The organism is Streptomyces sp. NPDC027189, from assembly GCF_055566975.1.
The window spans coordinates 304,033-321,028 of record NZ_JBVHRI010000002.1; the positions used below are offsets into that span (position 1 = coordinate 304,033).

11 protein-coding genes and 2 pseudogenes are annotated in these 16,996 nt (G+C 71.4%); 5 read left to right on the forward strand and 8 right to left on the reverse strand.

Annotated features, from left to right (window positions below):
- Window positions 1-4 precede the first annotated feature (4 nt).
- The 4 genes and pseudogenes from ACZ4RZ_RS05970 to ACZ4RZ_RS05985 form a co-directional block, all read right to left on the reverse strand.
- A pseudogene (locus tag ACZ4RZ_RS05970) lies at window positions 5-1,301 on the reverse strand (diacylglycerol/lipid kinase family protein).
- A 120-nt stretch (window positions 1,302-1,421) separates the two neighbouring features.
- Window positions 1,422-1,850, reverse strand: a complete 429-nt coding sequence (locus ACZ4RZ_RS05975) for a DUF7144 family membrane protein (protein ID WP_467742430.1) — start codon at window positions 1,848-1,850, stop codon at window positions 1,422-1,424.
- A gap of 33 nt (window positions 1,851-1,883) precedes the next feature.
- Entirely contained in the window at window positions 1,884-2,348 is a 465-nt protein-coding gene (locus ACZ4RZ_RS05980; protein ID WP_467742432.1) for an SHOCT domain-containing protein, read from the reverse strand.
- A 137-nt stretch (window positions 2,349-2,485) separates the two neighbouring features.
- A complete protein-coding gene (locus ACZ4RZ_RS05985) occupies window positions 2,486-3,148 on the reverse strand; it encodes an HdeD family acid-resistance protein (protein ID WP_467742434.1) in 663 nt (220 codons plus the stop codon).
- A gap of 313 nt (window positions 3,149-3,461) precedes the next feature.
- On the opposite strand from ACZ4RZ_RS05985, the pseudogene ACZ4RZ_RS05990 reads away from it, so the two are divergent.
- Together ACZ4RZ_RS05990 and ACZ4RZ_RS05995 are read left to right on the forward strand one after the other, a co-directional pair.
- A pseudogene (locus ACZ4RZ_RS05990) lies at window positions 3,462-3,650 on the forward strand (potassium channel family protein); the annotation flags it as partial.
- Between the two features lie 38 nt (window positions 3,651-3,688).
- The gene (locus ACZ4RZ_RS05995) at window positions 3,689-5,092 is read left to right on the forward strand and encodes a DUF2252 domain-containing protein (RefSeq protein WP_467742435.1); all 1,404 of its coding nucleotides are present in this window, start codon (window positions 3,689-3,691) and stop codon (window positions 5,090-5,092) included.
- 25 nt (window positions 5,093-5,117) lie between these two features.
- Here ACZ4RZ_RS05995 and ACZ4RZ_RS06000 read toward each other — a convergent pair whose 3' ends face one another.
- The 4 genes from ACZ4RZ_RS06000 to ACZ4RZ_RS06015 form a co-directional block, all read right to left on the reverse strand.
- Complete coding sequence (locus ACZ4RZ_RS06000; RefSeq protein ID WP_467742437.1) at window positions 5,118-5,315, reverse strand: hypothetical protein; 198 nt, start codon at window positions 5,313-5,315, stop codon at window positions 5,118-5,120.
- A gap of 128 nt (window positions 5,316-5,443) precedes the next feature.
- Window positions 5,444-5,962 carry a hypothetical protein gene (locus tag ACZ4RZ_RS06005; protein WP_467742439.1) on the reverse strand — a complete coding sequence of 173 codons (519 nt, stop codon included), beginning with the start codon at window positions 5,960-5,962 and terminating at the stop codon, window positions 5,444-5,446.
- A 17-nt stretch (window positions 5,963-5,979) separates the two neighbouring features.
- Window positions 5,980-7,602, reverse strand: a complete 1,623-nt coding sequence (locus ACZ4RZ_RS06010) for an MFS transporter (protein WP_467742441.1) — start codon at window positions 7,600-7,602, stop codon at window positions 5,980-5,982.
- Between the two features lie 185 nt (window positions 7,603-7,787).
- Entirely contained in the window at window positions 7,788-10,490 is a 2,703-nt protein-coding gene (locus ACZ4RZ_RS06015) for a helix-turn-helix transcriptional regulator (RefSeq protein ID WP_467742443.1), read from the reverse strand.
- Window positions 10,491-10,766: 276 nt separating this feature from the next.
- Between ACZ4RZ_RS06015 and ACZ4RZ_RS06020 the strand changes: the two genes are divergently transcribed.
- The 3 genes from ACZ4RZ_RS06020 to ACZ4RZ_RS06030 all read left to right on the forward strand — a co-directional run bounded on the left by ACZ4RZ_RS06020 (window position 10,767) and on the right by ACZ4RZ_RS06030 (window position 16,931).
- Window positions 10,767-12,875 (forward strand): SpoIIE family protein phosphatase, encoded by a 2,109-nt coding sequence (locus tag ACZ4RZ_RS06020; RefSeq protein ID WP_467742445.1) that lies wholly within the window; start codon window positions 10,767-10,769, stop codon window positions 12,873-12,875.
- A 257-nt stretch (window positions 12,876-13,132) separates the two neighbouring features.
- Window positions 13,133-14,689, forward strand: coding sequence for a M1 family metallopeptidase (locus ACZ4RZ_RS06025; protein ID WP_467742446.1), 1,557 nt, complete (start codon window positions 13,133-13,135; stop codon window positions 14,687-14,689).
- A 316-nt stretch (window positions 14,690-15,005) separates the two neighbouring features.
- On the forward strand, window positions 15,006-16,931 hold the full coding sequence (locus tag ACZ4RZ_RS06030) for an N-acetylmuramoyl-L-alanine amidase (RefSeq protein WP_467742448.1): 1,926 nt from the start codon (window positions 15,006-15,008) through the stop codon (window positions 16,929-16,931).
- Window positions 16,932-16,996: the final 65 nt, after the last annotated feature.

Below are 16,996 nucleotides of genomic sequence, written 5' to 3' on the forward strand. Positions count from 1 at the left end.
CGCGTCAGGCCGCTGCCGGGGACCGTCTCCTGCCGCGAGCCAGCGGGCCCAGCGCGAGCCGCGTGACGCGTTGCCAGTCGGCCGCGGGTCTGCTCGGGGGTGTACCCGGGCGGTTGCGCGGCACGCAGGACCCGCAGCGCCCCTGGGGCGATCCGGCACACCACAGGTGCCGGCAGGAGCACGTGCTCCCCGTCGATGCCGGCCGGGACGGTGTCCGTGTCCGCTTCGACGACCACCTCCTGAGCGGCAAGCCGCAGGAGGCCCGCGGAACGGGCGCCGCGCACCATCCGCGCCGCCTGCGCGGCGTTCTCGACCCGCACGCACAGCACGCCGAGCAGTCCGGAGTCCAGCCGCTCCCGGCGACCCGGGTGGGCCGAGTCGACGGCGCGTAGATAGGGGTTGTTGCTGACCAGTAGCGCCTGCAGCCCTTCGGCGCGCGCGGCGTCGGCCCGCATCCGCAGCCTGGGCGCTTCGGGGCCGGTGAGGAGTCCCGGCAGCGCCTGCAAAGTCGTCTGCATTTTCGCGTCGCGGTAGGCGGGGTCGCCGACCACGGCCGCGTACGTTCCGAAGGAGGCATTGTTGACGAACACCCGGTCGGCGGCGAACCCGAGGTCGACGCGGAGTTCGACGCCGTCGGCCAGGGCGTCCAGACCCGTTGCCGGATCGTCGCGGTCGAGGCCGAGGTCGAGGGCGAAGTGGTTGCGGGTGCCCGCGGGGATCACCAGGAAGGGCAGGTCGTGCCGCGCCGCCACCTCGGCCACCAGGGCCTGGGTGCCGTCCCCGCCCGCCACCGCCAGCAGGTCGGCTCCGTCGGCCACGGCCTGCCGGGCCAGTTCGGCCACGTCCTGCCCGCCGGCGCCGAGCAGCACGACACGGGCGCCCGCCGCCCGCGCCTTGTCGACCAGATCGAAGCGTCCCACTTTGCCGCCGCCGGAGTGCGGATTCATCAGGATCCAGGGATGGCGGGGTGCCTCGGCGGGTTCACGCTCGCGTGCGGAATGGATCTGTCCCGGCGCCACGGAGATCCGCGCAGCCGCCATGGCCAGCACCCACAGGGCCAGCGACACAAGGGCCGGCCCCAGCATGTCGTACGCGGCGTACACCGCCAGGACCGTGACCGGCGCGGTCAGGGACAGGACCACTCCCGCCACCCGCACCACACCGGTGTGGGCGAGAGTCCACCACACCCCGACGGCGGCGAGGGCCAGTCCGGCGATGCCGACCAGCGCCCAGAGCACGCTCCGCAGACCGGCCGCGACGAGCGCCACCAGGACGCTCGTCAGCAGGGCGAGCAGTGCCAGCCGCGCCCACCCGGCACGACCCTCACCGACGGCTGCCGCGGAGTGGCCTCCCGGCCCGCTCGCCTCCGTGCTGTGTCGTCCCACGTGGCGCCCTCAGCGCGGTTTCGGCTGCTGCCGTTCTCACTGGACGGGCCTGGCGGACCCGTCCTCCCGGGCCACGCACAGGGCCCAGATGACGAACCCCGAGAAAGCGATCATCACGATCGACCAGACCGGGGAGTATGGCAGGGAGAGGAAGTTGGCGATGATGATGAATCCGGCGATGACCACCCCGGCCACGCGCGCCCACATCGCCGTCTGGAAGAGTCCGAGACTGACGATCACGGCGACGGCGCCCAGAATGAGGTGGACCCAGCCCCAGCCGGTGAGATCGAACGCGAATACGTAGTTGCGTGTCGTGACGAAGACGTCGTCCTGAGCGATCGCCATGACGCCCCTGAGGAGGTCGAGTACGCCTGCGATCATGAGCATGACGGCTGCGAAAGCCGTCAGGCCTTCGGCCCAGTGCCGCTTGGCCGGGTGCGCGTGCGTGGTGTGAGTCGCGGTCATCGTGCTGCCTCGTTTCAGTCTGGTGCGGTGCTCTCAGCCACCGGAGGTGGAGGTGCCGGCGCGTTGCGACGGGCCGGATTCGCTCAGAACCAGTTCCTTCGCCCTGCGGAACTCCTCGTCCGTGATGTCTCCGCGAGCGCGGATCTCGGACAGCTTGGCGAGTTGGTCGGCGCTGCTGGGCCCGCCGGTGCCGGCCTTGGCGGTCTCCCGGACGTAGCTGTCGAAGGCCTCCTGCTGCGCGCGGGCCTGCGCCACCTCCCGCTGGCCCATGTTCTTGCCACGGGCGATCACGTAGACCAGGACACCCAGGAAGGGCACGACGATGACGAACAGCAGCCAGCCGGCCTTGGCCCAACCGTTCAGCTTGTCGTCCCGGAAGATGTCGACGATGACGCGGAAGAGCAGGATGAACCACATGATCCACAGGAAGAACCACAGCATGGACCAGAAGACGCTCAGCAGCGGATAGTCGTACGCGAGGTACATCTGCGCGCTCATGTCTCTCCTCCGTCCCGGGCTTCGGCCCGGCAGCCGTTCTGTGCGGTCTTCAGCGTGCCCACGGCAAGGACCGGGCGGCCTCACCCGAGGCGGGTGAGCGGTTTTCCCGACCATGGCTCACTGGTGGTGCTCGTCCCTCAGGTTGTCCCGCCGCTGCCTTGCGGCTCCGCGACCCCGGACCTGCGGAGTGCGGCCCGCCATGCGAACGCGACCACGACCTCGACCAGGCCGAGCAGGACGAGCCACAGACCGAGCAGCCGCGTCAGCGCCCGGGCCGACTCGGTGGGCAGGGCCAGTACCACGATCCCCGCGAGGATGGCGATCACCGCGGCGCCGATGACGAAGCCCCGGTGGGGCAGGTCCTTGGCGGCGATGGCTCCGTAGAGGGCGAGGATCCCGGACACCAGCCAGACGATCCCGACGATCAACGAGAGCGCGGCGATGGTCTGCAACGGGTTCCTCAGGCAGAGCACCCCGGCCAGGACGTACAGCACCGCGAGGAGCAGCCCGGGCAGCCGTTGGCCGAGTTCGTCCCGGCCGAAGGCCGCGACGAACCGGAATGCTCCGATGACGAGCAGATACAGGCCGATGAGGACCGCAAGGACGTGCAGGGTCTCGTCCGGCCAGACCAGTACCAGGATGCCGGGCACGAGCGTGGCGACCGCGGAACCCAGGATCCACGTCCACGAGCGCCCGAGTTCCCCCAGCACTTCCGCGGGGTCTCCGGCCTGCCCGGGGGCCGCCCCGCCGGGCATGTGTTCCGGTCCGGTACGCGGTGCCGGATCACGCGACACGGTCATGGCTCCTCCTCGCGCGATCGAGCGGATCGCTCCCGGACCGCCGACGGGGCGGTGTGTGGGGATCTCACTGAGCCAGCGTCCCGCCGACCGCCGGTCACCGGGTCACCCCGGGCGGGTGATCCGTACGCACCGCCGGGGCGATGAGGTGGTGCGGAAAGACCTGCCCCGGCGTACTGCGGTCCGGACGAAGAGACACGAGATGAACGATCCAGCGGCTACGCGGACAGGGCCCACCCGGTCGGGGCGCGCGACCTGTCGCAGACGACCGGGCCCGGGACTCCGGGCGACGGCCATGTCCCTCGCGCGAACCCCGTACTTCGCGCTGACCACGTTCAGCACCGCCGGGTTCGGCGACATCACCGCCCGTTCCCAGACGGGTCGGGTGGTGACGATGCTTCAGATGACCGGCGGACTGCTGCTCGTGGGCGTCGCCGCACGGGTGCTCTCGAACGCGATCCGGGCGGTGCTGCTGCGCCAGGGCCGGGAACCACCGCCGGAGTAGGGCTCCTCGGTACGAGGACGGCAGTCCAGGAGGTTTCCATGGCCACGCCGAACGCAATCAGGGCCTCCCTGTCACCGGCCGAGAGGGCGGCGCACGGCAGGAGCGCGCGCACGCGCGCCCCGCGTTCGAACCACAGCCGGTTCGACGCGGAGCGGGAACGGCCCGACCCCATTGAGGTGATTGAGCGTCAATCGGCCACGCGACTGCCCGAGTTGGTACCGATCCGCTACGGCCGCATGCTCGAGTCCCCGTTCCGCTTCTACCGAGGCGCGGCAGCGATCATAGCCTCGGACCTCGGGCCCCTCCCGAACACCGGACTGACCGCGCAGCTCTGCGGGGATGCCCACCTGCTCAACTTCCGGCTATTGGCCTCGCCCGAGCGTCATTTGGTCTTCGACATCAATGACTTCGACGAGACCCTGGCCGGGCCGTTCGAATGGGATGTCAAGCGTCTGGCGGCCAGCTTCGCGATCGCGGGCCGGGCCAACGGCTTCTCGCTCGAGGAACAGAACGGCGCGGTGCGGACCTGCGTGCAGGCCTACCGCGAGCGGATGCGGGAGTTCGCCGCCATGCGCACCCTGGACATCTGGTACGCGCAGGACGACGCCGACCGCATGCGGGAGCTGCTGGCCTCGTCGATGAGCAAGGAGGCCAGGCACCGTACCGCCGAGGCGACGGCGCGAGCCCGCACGCGCACCCACCTCCAGGCCTTCGAGAAGCTCACCCGGGTCACGGCCGAGGGCCGGCAGATCGCACCGGACCCACCGCTCATCACCCGCCTCCGGGATCTGCTGACCGACCCCTCCGAGGAGGAGAAGCAGCTCCGGACCATCCTGGACGGGTATGCGCGGACGCTGTCGTCCGAGCGCCGGCACCTGCTGCGCCACTACCGCCTGGTCGACATGGCCCGGAAGGTGGTCGGCGTCGGCAGCGTCGGAACACGCTGCTGGATCCTGCTCCTGCTCGGCAGGGACGACACCGACCCCCTGCTACTGCAGGCCAAGGAGGCACAGGAGTCGGTCCTCGCCCCTCACACGGACGGCGACCGCTACGACAACCAGGGCCGCCGTGTGGTGGCGGGACAGCGGCTGATCCAGACGACCAGTGACATCTTCCTCGGCTGGACCCACGTCGTGGGCTTCGACGGTCAGGGCCGGGACTTCTACGTTCGCCAGCTGCGGGACTGGAAGGGCATCGCGCGGCCGGACACCATGGAACCCGGCCTGCTCCGCCTGTTCGCGCAGCTGTGCGGGGCCTGTCTGGCGCGGGCCCACGCGCGCTCCGGCGACCCCGTCGCCATCGCCGCCTACCTGGGCGGGAGCGACCGCTTCGACCGTGCGCTCACCGGGTTCGCCCAGGCCTACGCCGACCGGAACGAGCGGGACTTCGAGGCGCTGGGCGCCGCCGTCCGCTCCGGCAGGATCCATGCGGAGAGCCCCTGAGGGAGCCCCCGCAGCGACGGGAGCGTCACTCCGGCAGCTGGCGCATCTCCAGGACCCGTAGTCCCAGCGACTGACAGCGGGCCAGCAGCCCGTACAGGTGCGCCTCGTCGACGACGGAACCGAACAGGATTGTCTGTCCGGACATCACCACGTGGTCCAGCTCCGGGAAGGCACTGGTCAGCGTCTCCGACATGTGTCCTTCGACGCGGATCTCGTAGCGCATGAGCTGCTCTCCCCCGGGTGTCCTGGGACCGGCGGGCTGCACCCCTTCCCTGCGATCCTCCGCCGCGGCGCACCGCCCGGCCTCACCCCCTAGAGGTGATACGTCGCCCGGCACGCTCTCCACCTGCGTCAATGCTGCAGGAAGAGCTTGAACGAGATGATCAGCAGACCAAGCAGCAAATTCACCGAGGCGGCGACCACCACCAGGCGCCATGAGGCCCCGGACCGTCGTGCCGCGGCCGCCGACCAGCCCACCTGGCCCGCCACCGCGACCATGAGCGCCAGCCAGAGAGCGCCCGGTACGTCGAGGCCCAGGAGAGGGCTGACGGCCACGGCGGCGGCCGGCGGGACGGCGGCCTTGACGATCGGCCACTCGTCGCGGCACACATGCAGCACGGTCCGGCGATCCAGGCTCTGCTGTGCCAAGCGTGCCCCGAACAGCTGAGCGTGCACATGCGCGATCCAGTACACCACGCCGGTGAGCAACAGCAGCAGCACCAGCTCCAGGCGCGCGAACGCACCCAGGGTGCCGGCGCCCACCACCACCGAGGCGGCGAGCATGGATCCGTAGACGCCACCGGTGTAGTCGGCATGGGTCCGCCTCTCGACGGTGCGCGCTCGCGCCGAGACATGCTCGGTCTCGGACATCGTGGCCTCCCTCGAAGTCAGCGGGGCGAGCCCAGCGCGTCGGCCGGGGTGCCGCCGGGTTGCCTCGGAGCGCCGGCCCGCGTCGGCAGATTCGGCGTGACCAGGAAACTGGCGAGCGTGATTGCCCCGGTGGCGAGGATCGCCGCCCTCAGGCCGTCGAGCTGCGCCGACGCGTACGAGTCCGCGAGGACGTCGGCCTCGGACCGCGGCAGCCCTGCTTGTTCGGCCGCCGAGCGCACCTGCTCGGTGGGGACGAAGGTGATCCCGGCTTCGAGGGCGATACCGGTCTGCCGGCGGGTTTCCTCCGACAGCCTCGGGTGGTCCTCCACGTGCGTGGTGAAGGCGTGGGCCAGGGCGCCGATGAGGATCGATCCGATGAGCGCGGTGCCCAGCGCGGAGCCGAGGTTCTGGGCGGTGAACTGCAGCCCGCCGACCTCGCTGCGTTCCTCCTCTCCCACGCTGGACTGGACGACGTTGCCCAACTGCGAGGCCAGCAGGCCCATGCCCACGCCGAGCAGGGCCATGGCTCCGGCGAACTGCGTGTCGTCGATGACCGGGTCGATGGTGGCCAGCAGCCACACGATGGCGGCGGCCAGGGTCGCGAGTGCCAGTCGGACCACTCGGCGCGGTCCGGCCACCCGCCCCAGCCGGGCGGCGACCATCGAGGCCGCGAGCATGGTGACGGACACCGGGAGCAGCCGCAGCCCCGTCTGGAAGGCGTCGAAGCCCTGAACCACCTGCAAGTACAGCGGGATGGTGAAGAACAGTCCCAGCAGGATGAGGTTCTGGCTCAGCAGCGACATCAGCCCGGATCGCAGCGCGGGCTTGTGCAGCAGGGGCAGATGCACCAGGGGCTCGGCGCCGCGAGCGTCCCGCCGTCTCTCCCAGTGCACGAAGACGGCCAGCATGGCCACCCCGGCGCCGACGACGAACAGCGTCGGCGCGAAGCCCAGGACGGTGAAGGGCGGGTTGCGGGGCTGCACCCATCCCCACGAGCTGCTCTGCAGCACACCGAGCACGCCCAGCGCCAGCCCGACCGCCGAGAGTGCGGCGCCGACCCCGTCCAGCCGGGGGCGCGGACCGGTCCGGGGCGCCTCCGTGATCACCCGGTGGAAGCACAGGACGGCCACGACGACCACGACTTCACCGGCGAACACCAGCCGCCAGGTGAGGTAGGTCGTCACCCAGCCGCCCAGCAGCGGGCCGACGGCGATCCCGGCCCCGGCGAGTCCGCCGATGACGCCGTAGGCGACGGCCCGGTCCCGACCGCGGTAGGACTCTGCCACGAGGGCCGCCATGGCGGGCAGCACCATCGCCGCACCAAGTCCTTCGATGACCGACCAGCCCAGCGTGAGGACCCACAGCGTGGGAGCCACCGCGGTCAGGGCCGAACCCGTGCCGTAGACGACGAGGCCGAGCAGGAAGAGACGACGCCGTCCGAAGATGTCCCCGAGCCTGCCGCCGATGATCATGAATGCCGCCATGACCAGCGCGTACAGCGTGATGACGGCCTGGATGGCGGTGACCTCGGTGTCGAAGTCCTCGACCAGTTGGCTGATGGACACGTTCATGACGGACGTGTCGAGGACCATCAGGAACTGGGCGGTGCCCAGGACGATCAGCGCCCGCCAGTGCGTCACGGTGTCCACCTCGCCGAGTAGGCCCGGGACACCGGCGGAGTCGGCCGGGCAGCGGCCGGCACCTACCGTGCCGGCAGCACCATCGCATCCGAAGAAGTCACCCGGCGCCTCACCCACCACGGGCGAGTTGGACGGGCGCGACCACTCGTCATGGACCCGGCCCTCCATAGCCCTCAGCGGCCCCTTCACGGTCGCGGTGGCAGGAGCCGCAGCTCGCGCGCGCGGCGCACCGCGTCGTGGCGCCGGTTCACCGCAAGCTTTCGGTAGACGCTCTTGAGGTGGGTCTTGACCGTGTTCACCGACACATACAGATCGGCGGCGATCTCCTCCGTCGACATCATCTGGGCCAGCCGTTCCAGCACATCGCGCTCGCGTCCGCTCAGCTCCTCCACCACGGGCGTCGGTGGCGGGCCCTCGGGCCGGGGCAGCCCACCGGGTGACGGCGTACCGGGTGTGAGCCAGCCCGTGGCCAGCTCTCGCAGGGACACCGTGCCCAGCAGAGGTCGGATCCACGGTCCGGCTTCCAGGAAGGGACGCCGCAGTCGCTCACGGCGTGCCTCGTGCAGGGCCTGCGCGACGAGCCTGCGCGAGGTGGCGGAGTCCCCCGCCCCGTCGGCGGCCTGAGCCCGTACCAGCGAGGCCCGGACGGTCACCGCGGGGCCGATGCGGCCCTCGGGCCGCACTCTGTCGAGCAGCTCCATCGCCTCGACGGGTCTGCCCGCGGCGAGCTGGGCCCGTGCTGCCCCCACGACACACGCGGGCTGGTCGTCGGGCACCGCCCGCAGCAGCTCGGCTGCCGTCTCCGGCCGGCCGTCTGCCAGGTGCGCGGCGGAGGCCACCAGAGCCGTTTGCCCCTGCGCCCAGGGGGAGACCACGTCGGCGGCCACGGCCGGTTCCGCCGCCTCGAGCGCGGCGTGCGTGTCGCCGCGGGCCAGCAGCAGACGCGCGGTCGCGATGGCCCGGCCCGCCACCATCACCGGGTCCCGCATCGCGTGGTGTGAGTCGGCCGCCGTGTCGAGGAGGGCCTGAGCCTGCCTCAGTTCGTTGCGGTCGACGGCCACGGCCGCCAGGACCAGCAGCTCGATGCCGGAGCCGGATGCCTGCGGCAGGCTGAACCGTTCCGTCTCCGTCATCGCCGCCTGGGCCTTGCGCTCCGCTCTGCCGAGCCAGCCGTTCAGGTAGTCGATCAGGGCCAGGTGGCCCAGGGACTCCTCGCGCGGAAGCGCGGTCGAAGCGCCCCCGGAGCAGGCGGCCGCCGTGGTCAGGGCGGCACGTGCGTCCTCGAAGCGCCCGGCCCACAGCCGCGTCGAGCCCAGGTGGGTCAGCAGGAGTGCGGCGAGTTCGGGATGTTCGTCCAGCAGGTGGGTGGGCACCTCCTCCTGGAGTCTCTCGGCCGCCTCCGCGGCACTCTCCGCCCTTCCGGGCGAACCCGTCAGGCGGGCCGCCAGGGCTTCCAGCAGGGCACAGCTCAGCCGGGCCGCTGCCAGGCCGGGTGAATCGTCGCCCGTCGACGTCCGCTCCTCGGCCAGGCTCTGTTCGGCGTGTCGCAGATGGGCCAGGCCCCGGTCGAGGTCGCACCGGGACAGCTCACGGGCCGCGCGGACGAGGTCCGTGGCGGTGCTCGTGGCCTCGGGCTCCATCCGTGAGAACAGCCCGGCCAGGTCGTCGCTGTGCAGGCCGGTGAAGAGCTGACCGATGGCGAGGTCGTCGACGAGGGCACCTGCGGTGAACTCCCAGTCGCCCGCCGCGGCACCGTGGCCGAGCGTCTCCGCGAGGGATCCGGAGCGCCGCAGCCATGTCGCGGCGCGCCGGTGCAGTTCGGGCTCCAGGCCGGGAGACCGCACCTGCAGATGGGCACGGAGGATCTCCCGGAACAGCGGGTGGAGGCGGTACCAGGCATGCCCGAGGTGCTCGACGAACGCGTTCTCGCGGTGCAGCCCGGCCAGGATGGCCCCGGCGTCGGTGCGCTCCGTCAGCGCGTTCGCGAGCTCCGGACAGAAGCGCTCGAGGACGCTGACCCGCAGCAGCAGGTCCTGTGTCTCGGGGGACTGCCGCTTGAGCACTTCCGCCAGCAGGAAGTCGGCGACCGTGGTGCGGTCGGCCTCGAACTCCTTCAGATACGTCTCCGGATCCGGCCTCTCCTGCGCGGCGAGGGCGCACAGCCGTAGTCCGGCGGCCCATCCCCGGGTGCGTTCCACGAGCGAGCGAGCGGCTTGCACCGGAAGGCGCAGCCCGTGCCGTTCCAGCAGCGTGGCCGCTTCCTCGGGAGTGAACGCCAGCTCCGCGTTCCTGATCTCCGTCATGTCGCCGGCCGCCCGGTAACGGTGCAGGGGCAGCAGGGGTTCCGTGCGGGTGACGAGGATCAGGCTCAGGCCCCGTCCCGCGTGGTGCAGGACGAACTCCAGCTGCTCCGCGATCTCCGGGTCGGTCACCCTGTCGTATTCGTCGAGCACCACGATCTGGGGCCCGTCCCGGGTGCTCAGGTCGGCGGCGAGCCGTGCCAGCAGGGTGTGGTCCACGCGGTTCGCGTCCGCGGGGAAGCCGACCTCGGCGGGCAGCGGCACACCGGAGGCGCGCAGAGCCTGGAGCAGGTATGCCCAGAAAATTCCGCACCCCTGGTCCGAGGCCTCGGTGGTGAGCCAGGCGACGGGCCGGTCCCGCCCCGCGGCCCAGTCGGCGACCAGCAGGGTCTTGCCCGCTCCCGCGGCTCCGTTGACCATGGTCAACGGGGTCAGCAGAGCCTGGTCGAGGTGCTTGACCAACCGCTCGCGCCGCAGGAACGTCGCGGGGCGCTTGGGTACGGCGAACCGCGTGCGAAGAAACGGGTCGCCCTGGGGATCGGCGCGCGGTGTGGCCGATTCCGGACCGTTGTCCTGCAGCCCAGTCATGGCGCTCACCACCACTGTTCGTCAGGTCATGGGCAGCGCTCCTGCACTCAGCATCCCAGCGTTCTTGCGTATACGCGCGCCACACAGGACCCAGTGGCCCCAGCCGAGGGCCGATTGGCGCCCGCCGTGCGCCTCCCGCGGGTCTGCGGGAGGGCCCCTGCTCAGCCGACGCGCCCTCCCGCCCCGGCGCTCTGCGGGTGCGATCGCGCCGACCCCGAAGCACGCTGGAAGCACGCCCGGGATATGGGGCAGTGGTGCGCAGGACGGAGCTCGGAGGTGGTCCCCTTGGCGCACAGCGATCCCGGCCGGCGAGCGGACGAGACGGCGACCTCGATGCTGGAGGCGCTCTTCACCCAGTCACCGATCGGGCTCCTCCTACTGGACACCGATCTGCGGGTGGTACGGGTCAACACCGCCACCCCCACCATGCCCTGCGCTGACTTCGACGCCCTGATCGGGCGCCCGGTCTCTGAGGTCTGCGACATCGTCGACGACGCCGACATGGAGACGTTGCTGCGCGAGGTGCTGGAGACCGGAGTCCCTCTGCTGCAGCACATCGTCCGGGCGCGTCTCATCGTGAACCCGTCGCAGGAGTGCCACTTCGAGATCAGCGCGCTGCGCCTGGAGAACCCGCGCAGATCGGTGCTCGGCATGGCGCTCACCGCGATCGACGTCACCGAACGGGAGCAGGCCCGCACCCGCACCCGGGTGCTCGACGCGGTGCGCCGCCACGTGGGACGCACCCTGGATCCGGCCGTCACCGGCGAGGAGCTCGTCGCGAGCGTGGTACCCGCGTTCGCCGATATCGCCATCGTGGAGGTGGTGGACGCCGTGATCCGAGGCGACGACCCGCCGCTGGCCCCGCTGCCCACGGGCACGCCCCTGATGCGCACCGCGTTCCGCAGCGACCGTGCGCGGCCGCCGCAGGCTCATCCGGTGGGGGATGTGCGCCGCCTGCCGGCTCCGACGCCCTTCACCCAGGCCCTGGCCGACCTGCGTCCGCGCGTGGTCGCGCTCCATCCGACCGACCCGTGGCTGGCCGTCGATCCCCCGCGCGCTGAGGCGATCCACTCGTCGGGAGCCCGTTCCCTCCTCGTGGTTCCGTTGGCGTTGCGCGACGCGGCCCTCGGCGTCGTCAGTCTGTATCGCACCGGAGACTCGCACCCCTTCGACGAGGACGACCGGGAGCTCGCGGTCGAGCTGGCCACGCACACGGCGTTGTGCATCGACAACGCGCGGCGCTACACGAGGGAGCACACGGTCGCCGCCACGGTCCAGCGTCGGCTGCTGCCCCGTCGCCCGGAAACCCACGCGTCGCTGGAGACCGCCTACCTGTCCGTCACCGGCGCCGATCCCGGCGCCTGGTACGACACCATCGCCCTGTCCAGCGCCCGCACCGCCCTCGTCGTCGGCAACGTGACGGGACACGGTCTGCACGCGGCCGCGACCATGGGGCAACTGCGCACCGTCGTACGCTCCCTGTCGGCCTTCGACCTCACCCCCGACGAACTCCTCGCCCGACTGCACGACATAGCGGGCCAGCTCGCCGCCGAACGCGCCCATCTCCCGCTCGGCGATCCGCTACGGCGCGAAACGCTCACGGCCGACTGCGTATACGCGGTGCACGACCCCCTGACCGGGACGTGCGCGATGGCCGCAGCCGGCCACCTGGCCCCCCTCGTCGTGCGCCCCGACCGCACGGTCACCGGCTGCGGTACACCGGCCGGGCCGCGGCTGGGCACGACGGAAGGCGCGCCCTTCGCAGCAGTCGACGTCGAGGTGCCGGACGGCAGCGTCCTGGTGTTCACCAGTGATCCGCTGCTCACCTCGTATCTCGCCGGAACCGCAAAACCGTTGTCGTTGGCGCCGGACTACCACGACCGTCCGCTCCAAGAGCTCTGCGACGCCTTCGTCTACGGACTCCCGGCAGATCTGGGCGCCGGCGATGCCGCGGTGATCGTCGCGCGCACCCGGTCCTTCCCCCCTGACCAGTTCGCCGCGTGGCCACTCGACGCCGATCCCGCGGCCGTGGCCGATGCCCGGCGTCGTACCGGCCGCCAGCTCGCCGCGTGGGGCGTGGACGACGAGACCGCCTTCAACACCGAGCTCATCGTCAGCGAGCTCGTCACCAACGCCGTGAGATACGGAAGCCCGCCGATCGAGCTCCGCCTGATCCATGACCGCACTCTGACCTGCGAGGTGCGGGACGCCGGCTCGGCCGCACCGCGCCTGCGCCACGCCGGCACGGTCGACGAGGGCGGACGCGGCCTGTTCATCACCGCGCAGCTGGCACAGGCTTGGGGCACCCGTTACACGCCTTCGGGCAAGACGATCTGGACCCAGCAGGCGCTGCCCGGCGTCGCCGAGCCCAACGGCGCGCTCTGACCCACGAGGACCGGAACGCTCAAATCCGGTGCGCTGATACGGGTCGGCCGACGCCGCGCACCCACCCTCTCGCCCATACGAGCGGGCGATATGCGGACATACCTCATGATAATGATCTCTTGCTGGCATAGTGCGGCCATGGAGATCACGACCGCCGGCAGCCGAGTGAGCCGTACGACCGGGAGCCCCGCCCGTCAAACGACCGGCCGCCGCGTGCGCCGACCGATCGCATCCCGCGACGCCCAGCGGTTCCTCCGGTGAAGGCGTCGTTCACGAGGTCCCTGAGGCGCCGTCCCCGCCGTGGCCTCCCCGCCCGACGCACGGCCCTCGCCCTCACCCTCACCATTGCCGTCGGGACCACCGGTGCCGCCGTCATCGTCGGCAGCCTCCCCCACGGGGGCCACCACTCCCCCGCGCCCGGCCCCTCCGTCGCCTCGCCCGGCGAGGCCCCGTCCCCCGGCGCCGCGGGCATCGGCGACCCGCTCCTGCCACTCGACGGCAACGGCGGCTACACGGTCCGCCACTACACCCTCGCCTTCGACTGGCGGGCACCCAGGACGCCGTTCGACGCGACTGCCACCATCAGCGCCACCGCCACGCAGGCACTGTCCCGCTTCGACCTCGACTTCGCGGGCAACACGCTGCACACGGTCACCGTCGACGACGTGCCGGCGACCGTCGTGCGCGACGGCGACGAGCTCGTCGTCACTCCCGCGAAGCCGATCCCCCACGGCGGCAGCTTCACCGTGCGGATCTCCTACACCGCCGACCCGACCCAGCAACGGCACCGCGGCGACGCGATCCAGGACTACGGCTGGGTGCCCACGTCCGACGGCACCGTGCTCTACGCACAGCCCAACGGCGCCAAGATGATCTTCCCGGCGAACGACCACCCGAGCCTGCGGGCGCCGGTCACCTTCCGCATCACCACCCCACCCGGCCTCACCGCAGTGGCCAACGGCCGGCTCGTCGAGCGCGTCCGGCGACCCGACGGACGGGTCCGGTGGACATACGACTCCGAGCAGCCGGTCGCGGCGCAGCTGGTCCAACTGGCGATCGGGAAGCTCGCGTTCGTCGACAGCACCGGCCCGCGCGGGCTGCCCGTCCGGGACGTGGTCCCGGACGGCCTGGTCACCGACACCCAGGAGTACCGCTCGCTCACCGCCGAGCACCTGGCCTGGCTGGAACGGCGGCTCGGCCCGTACCCCTTTCGCCGCTACGGGGTGCTGGTCGGGGACACCGACCTGTCCGTAGCGCTGGAGACACAGTCACTGTCCGTCGTGCCGAAGGCCGACCTGCTGGGCGATCGAGTCGACGCCGAGCGCAACCTCGTACACGAACTGACCCACCACTGGACCGGCGACAGCGTCGCCATCCGGCGCTGGTCCGACCTGTGGCTGAGCGAGGGGCACGCCCGCTTCTACGAACGTCTGTACTCCGACACACACGGCGGCGCCGCCATCGAGGAGGCGATGCGAGCGGCGTACGAGCAGCACGACCAGTGGCGCCACGACGCCGGAGCGCCCGCCGAACCCACCGAGCCGACCCTCTTCAAGCAGATGCGGTACGACGGCTCGGCGCTGGTGCTCTACGCCCTGAGGGAGAAAGTCGGCGAGGAGACCTTCGACCGCATCGAGCGGTCGTGGGTGACGAAGTACCGGGGCCGGGCCGCCGGCACCCGGGAGTTCGCCGCGCTCGCGTCCGAGGTCGCCGGCCAGGACCTGAAGCCGTTTCTGACCCCCTGGCTGTACGGGGCGCACACCCCACCCATGCCGGGGCACCCCGACTGGCAGGTGGACCCGGTCCAGGACTGAGCCGTCACACCGCAGGTGGCGGCGCGCGGCACACGGTAGGGGGCCGTTCGACACACGGTAGGGGGCCGTGCGCCGCGGTCCCGCCGGAGCGGACGCGCTGCCGCCGACCGGGTGGCCTGTGCCGTGCGGCTGGTCCACCTCGGTGACGCTTGGCGCGACGTGGCGTGACGGGCACGGAAGCGTACGAGGGGTGGCGTGAAGGGCAACTCCTTTGTCCTGGTTGCGACGAGCATGGTTGGAGACCCTTGCAATGAGAAAACCTGTCGTCCCCCGTACCCCCCGCGCGACCGTATGCGGGTGCCGCCGAATCGTGTGCGTGACCGCATCGGCGGCACTCCTGCTGCCCCTGCTGCTCGGCCCGCCGGCCTTCGTCGACGTGGCAGCCGACCAACGCCTGCAGAAAGCTTTCACTGCCGCCGCGGACGAGTACCACGTGCCGCAAAGCGTGCTCATGGGCGTGTCCTACCTGCAGTCGCGGTGGGACTCCCATTCCGGCGCCCCGAGCGTCGTCGGCGGCTACGGCCCGATGCACCTGGTGGACACCCGCCAGGCCCCGGCGACGCCGCCTCGCGGCAGCGCTCGGCCGGACGCGGTGGCGGCGGGTCCGTCGTCCTCGCTCGATGCGAATCCGTCGGACAGCGGCTTCGAGGAGCCGGCGGACCTGCGACGGGCCGCCCGCCTGATCGGGGCCCCGGTGAAGCGGCTGCGGACGGACGCCGCCGCCAACGTGCGCGGCGGCGCGGCGCTCCTGGCGGCGACGCAACGACGGCTCGGCAAGCCGCTCAGCGCCGACCCGGCGGACTGGTGGGAGGCGGTGGCGGAGTTCCCGGGTACGGACGACGCCGCGTCGGCCGCGACATACGCCAACGACGTCTTCACACTGATCCGGCAGGGCGCGCACCGCACCACCGACGCGGGGCAGCACCTCACCCTCCCCGCCAGCCCCGGCGTGCGCCCCCGCAGCTCCCCGACGGACGCGGCGCGGTCGAAGGACGTCGAGTGCCCGGCGGAGCTGCACTGCTCCTGGCTCAGCGCGCCGTACGTCGAGATCGACGACGGCAGTTATGGCAATCACGACCTGGCCGACCGGCCCAGGGACCAGAAGATCGAGTACATCGTCATCCACGACACCGAGGCGTCGCTCGCGTCCATGCTCCTGACCGTGCAGGATCCGAGGGAGGCGTCCTGGCACTACTCGATCCGCTCCAAGGACGGTCACATCACCCAGCACATCCGGACCAAGGACATGGCCTGGCACTCCGGGAACCAGTTCGTGAACGCGCGCTCGATCGGCATCGAGCACGAGGGATTCCTCAGGCAGCCGCACACCTGGTACTCGGAACAGATGTACCGGGCTTCGGCCCGACTGGTGCGTTACCTGGCGAAGAAGTACGACATCCCGCTCGACCGGCAGCACATCTTCGGCCACGACAACGTCCCGTCCCCGACCACCGACTCCATCCCCGACATGCACGACGACCCCGGCCCCTTCTGGGACTGGCGGCACTACTTCGACCTCCTCGGCGCGCCCCTGCGTGCCACGGCCGGATCGAACAACGACATGGTGACCGTGCTGCCGGACTTCGCCACCCACAAGCCGCCGTTCACGGGGTGCACCAAGAGTGGGGTGCTGTGTGCGCCGCACGGCTCCAGCGCCGTCCGCCTGTACACCGAGCCGGACGAGAAAGCCCCGCTGATCCAGGACCCGGGCCGGCGCCCGGACGGTGAAGACTCCACGGAGGACGTCAACGACCTGGGGTCGCGGGTCTCCGCCGGCCAGACCTTCGCGGTCGCCGATCGCAGCGGCGACTGGACGGCGATCTGGTACCAGGGCCACAAAGCGTGGTTCAAAAACCCGAAGAAGCACCCGACCGCCGTCGGTGCGAGCGGCCGGATGGTGACTCCGAAGGCCGGCTTGAGCGAGATCCCCGTGTTCGGGCGTGCCCTCCCGGAGGACGACGCCTACCCGGACGACGTACCGGAGCAGACCGAGTCGCCGCTCCCGTACAGCCTCCTCGCGGGGCAGCGGTACGTGACACAGGCCCGCCTCGCCGGTTCCTACATCGACAGGTCGACCTTCGGCGACACCCCCAACCCGGTGGTGAAGGGCCGGGAGCAGTACTACGAGATCCAGCTCGGCCACCGGCTCGCCTACGTCCGGGCGAGCGATGTGGACGTGGTGCGCTCATCGGCTACGGCAGGCGCGCCGCCAGCACGCGCGGCGCGCCCCTCCGCGCGGTGACGGGGCACGGTCCGGCGGTGCCGGCCGAGCCGAGTCGAGGGGCTCCGCAGCCACCACACGCTTCC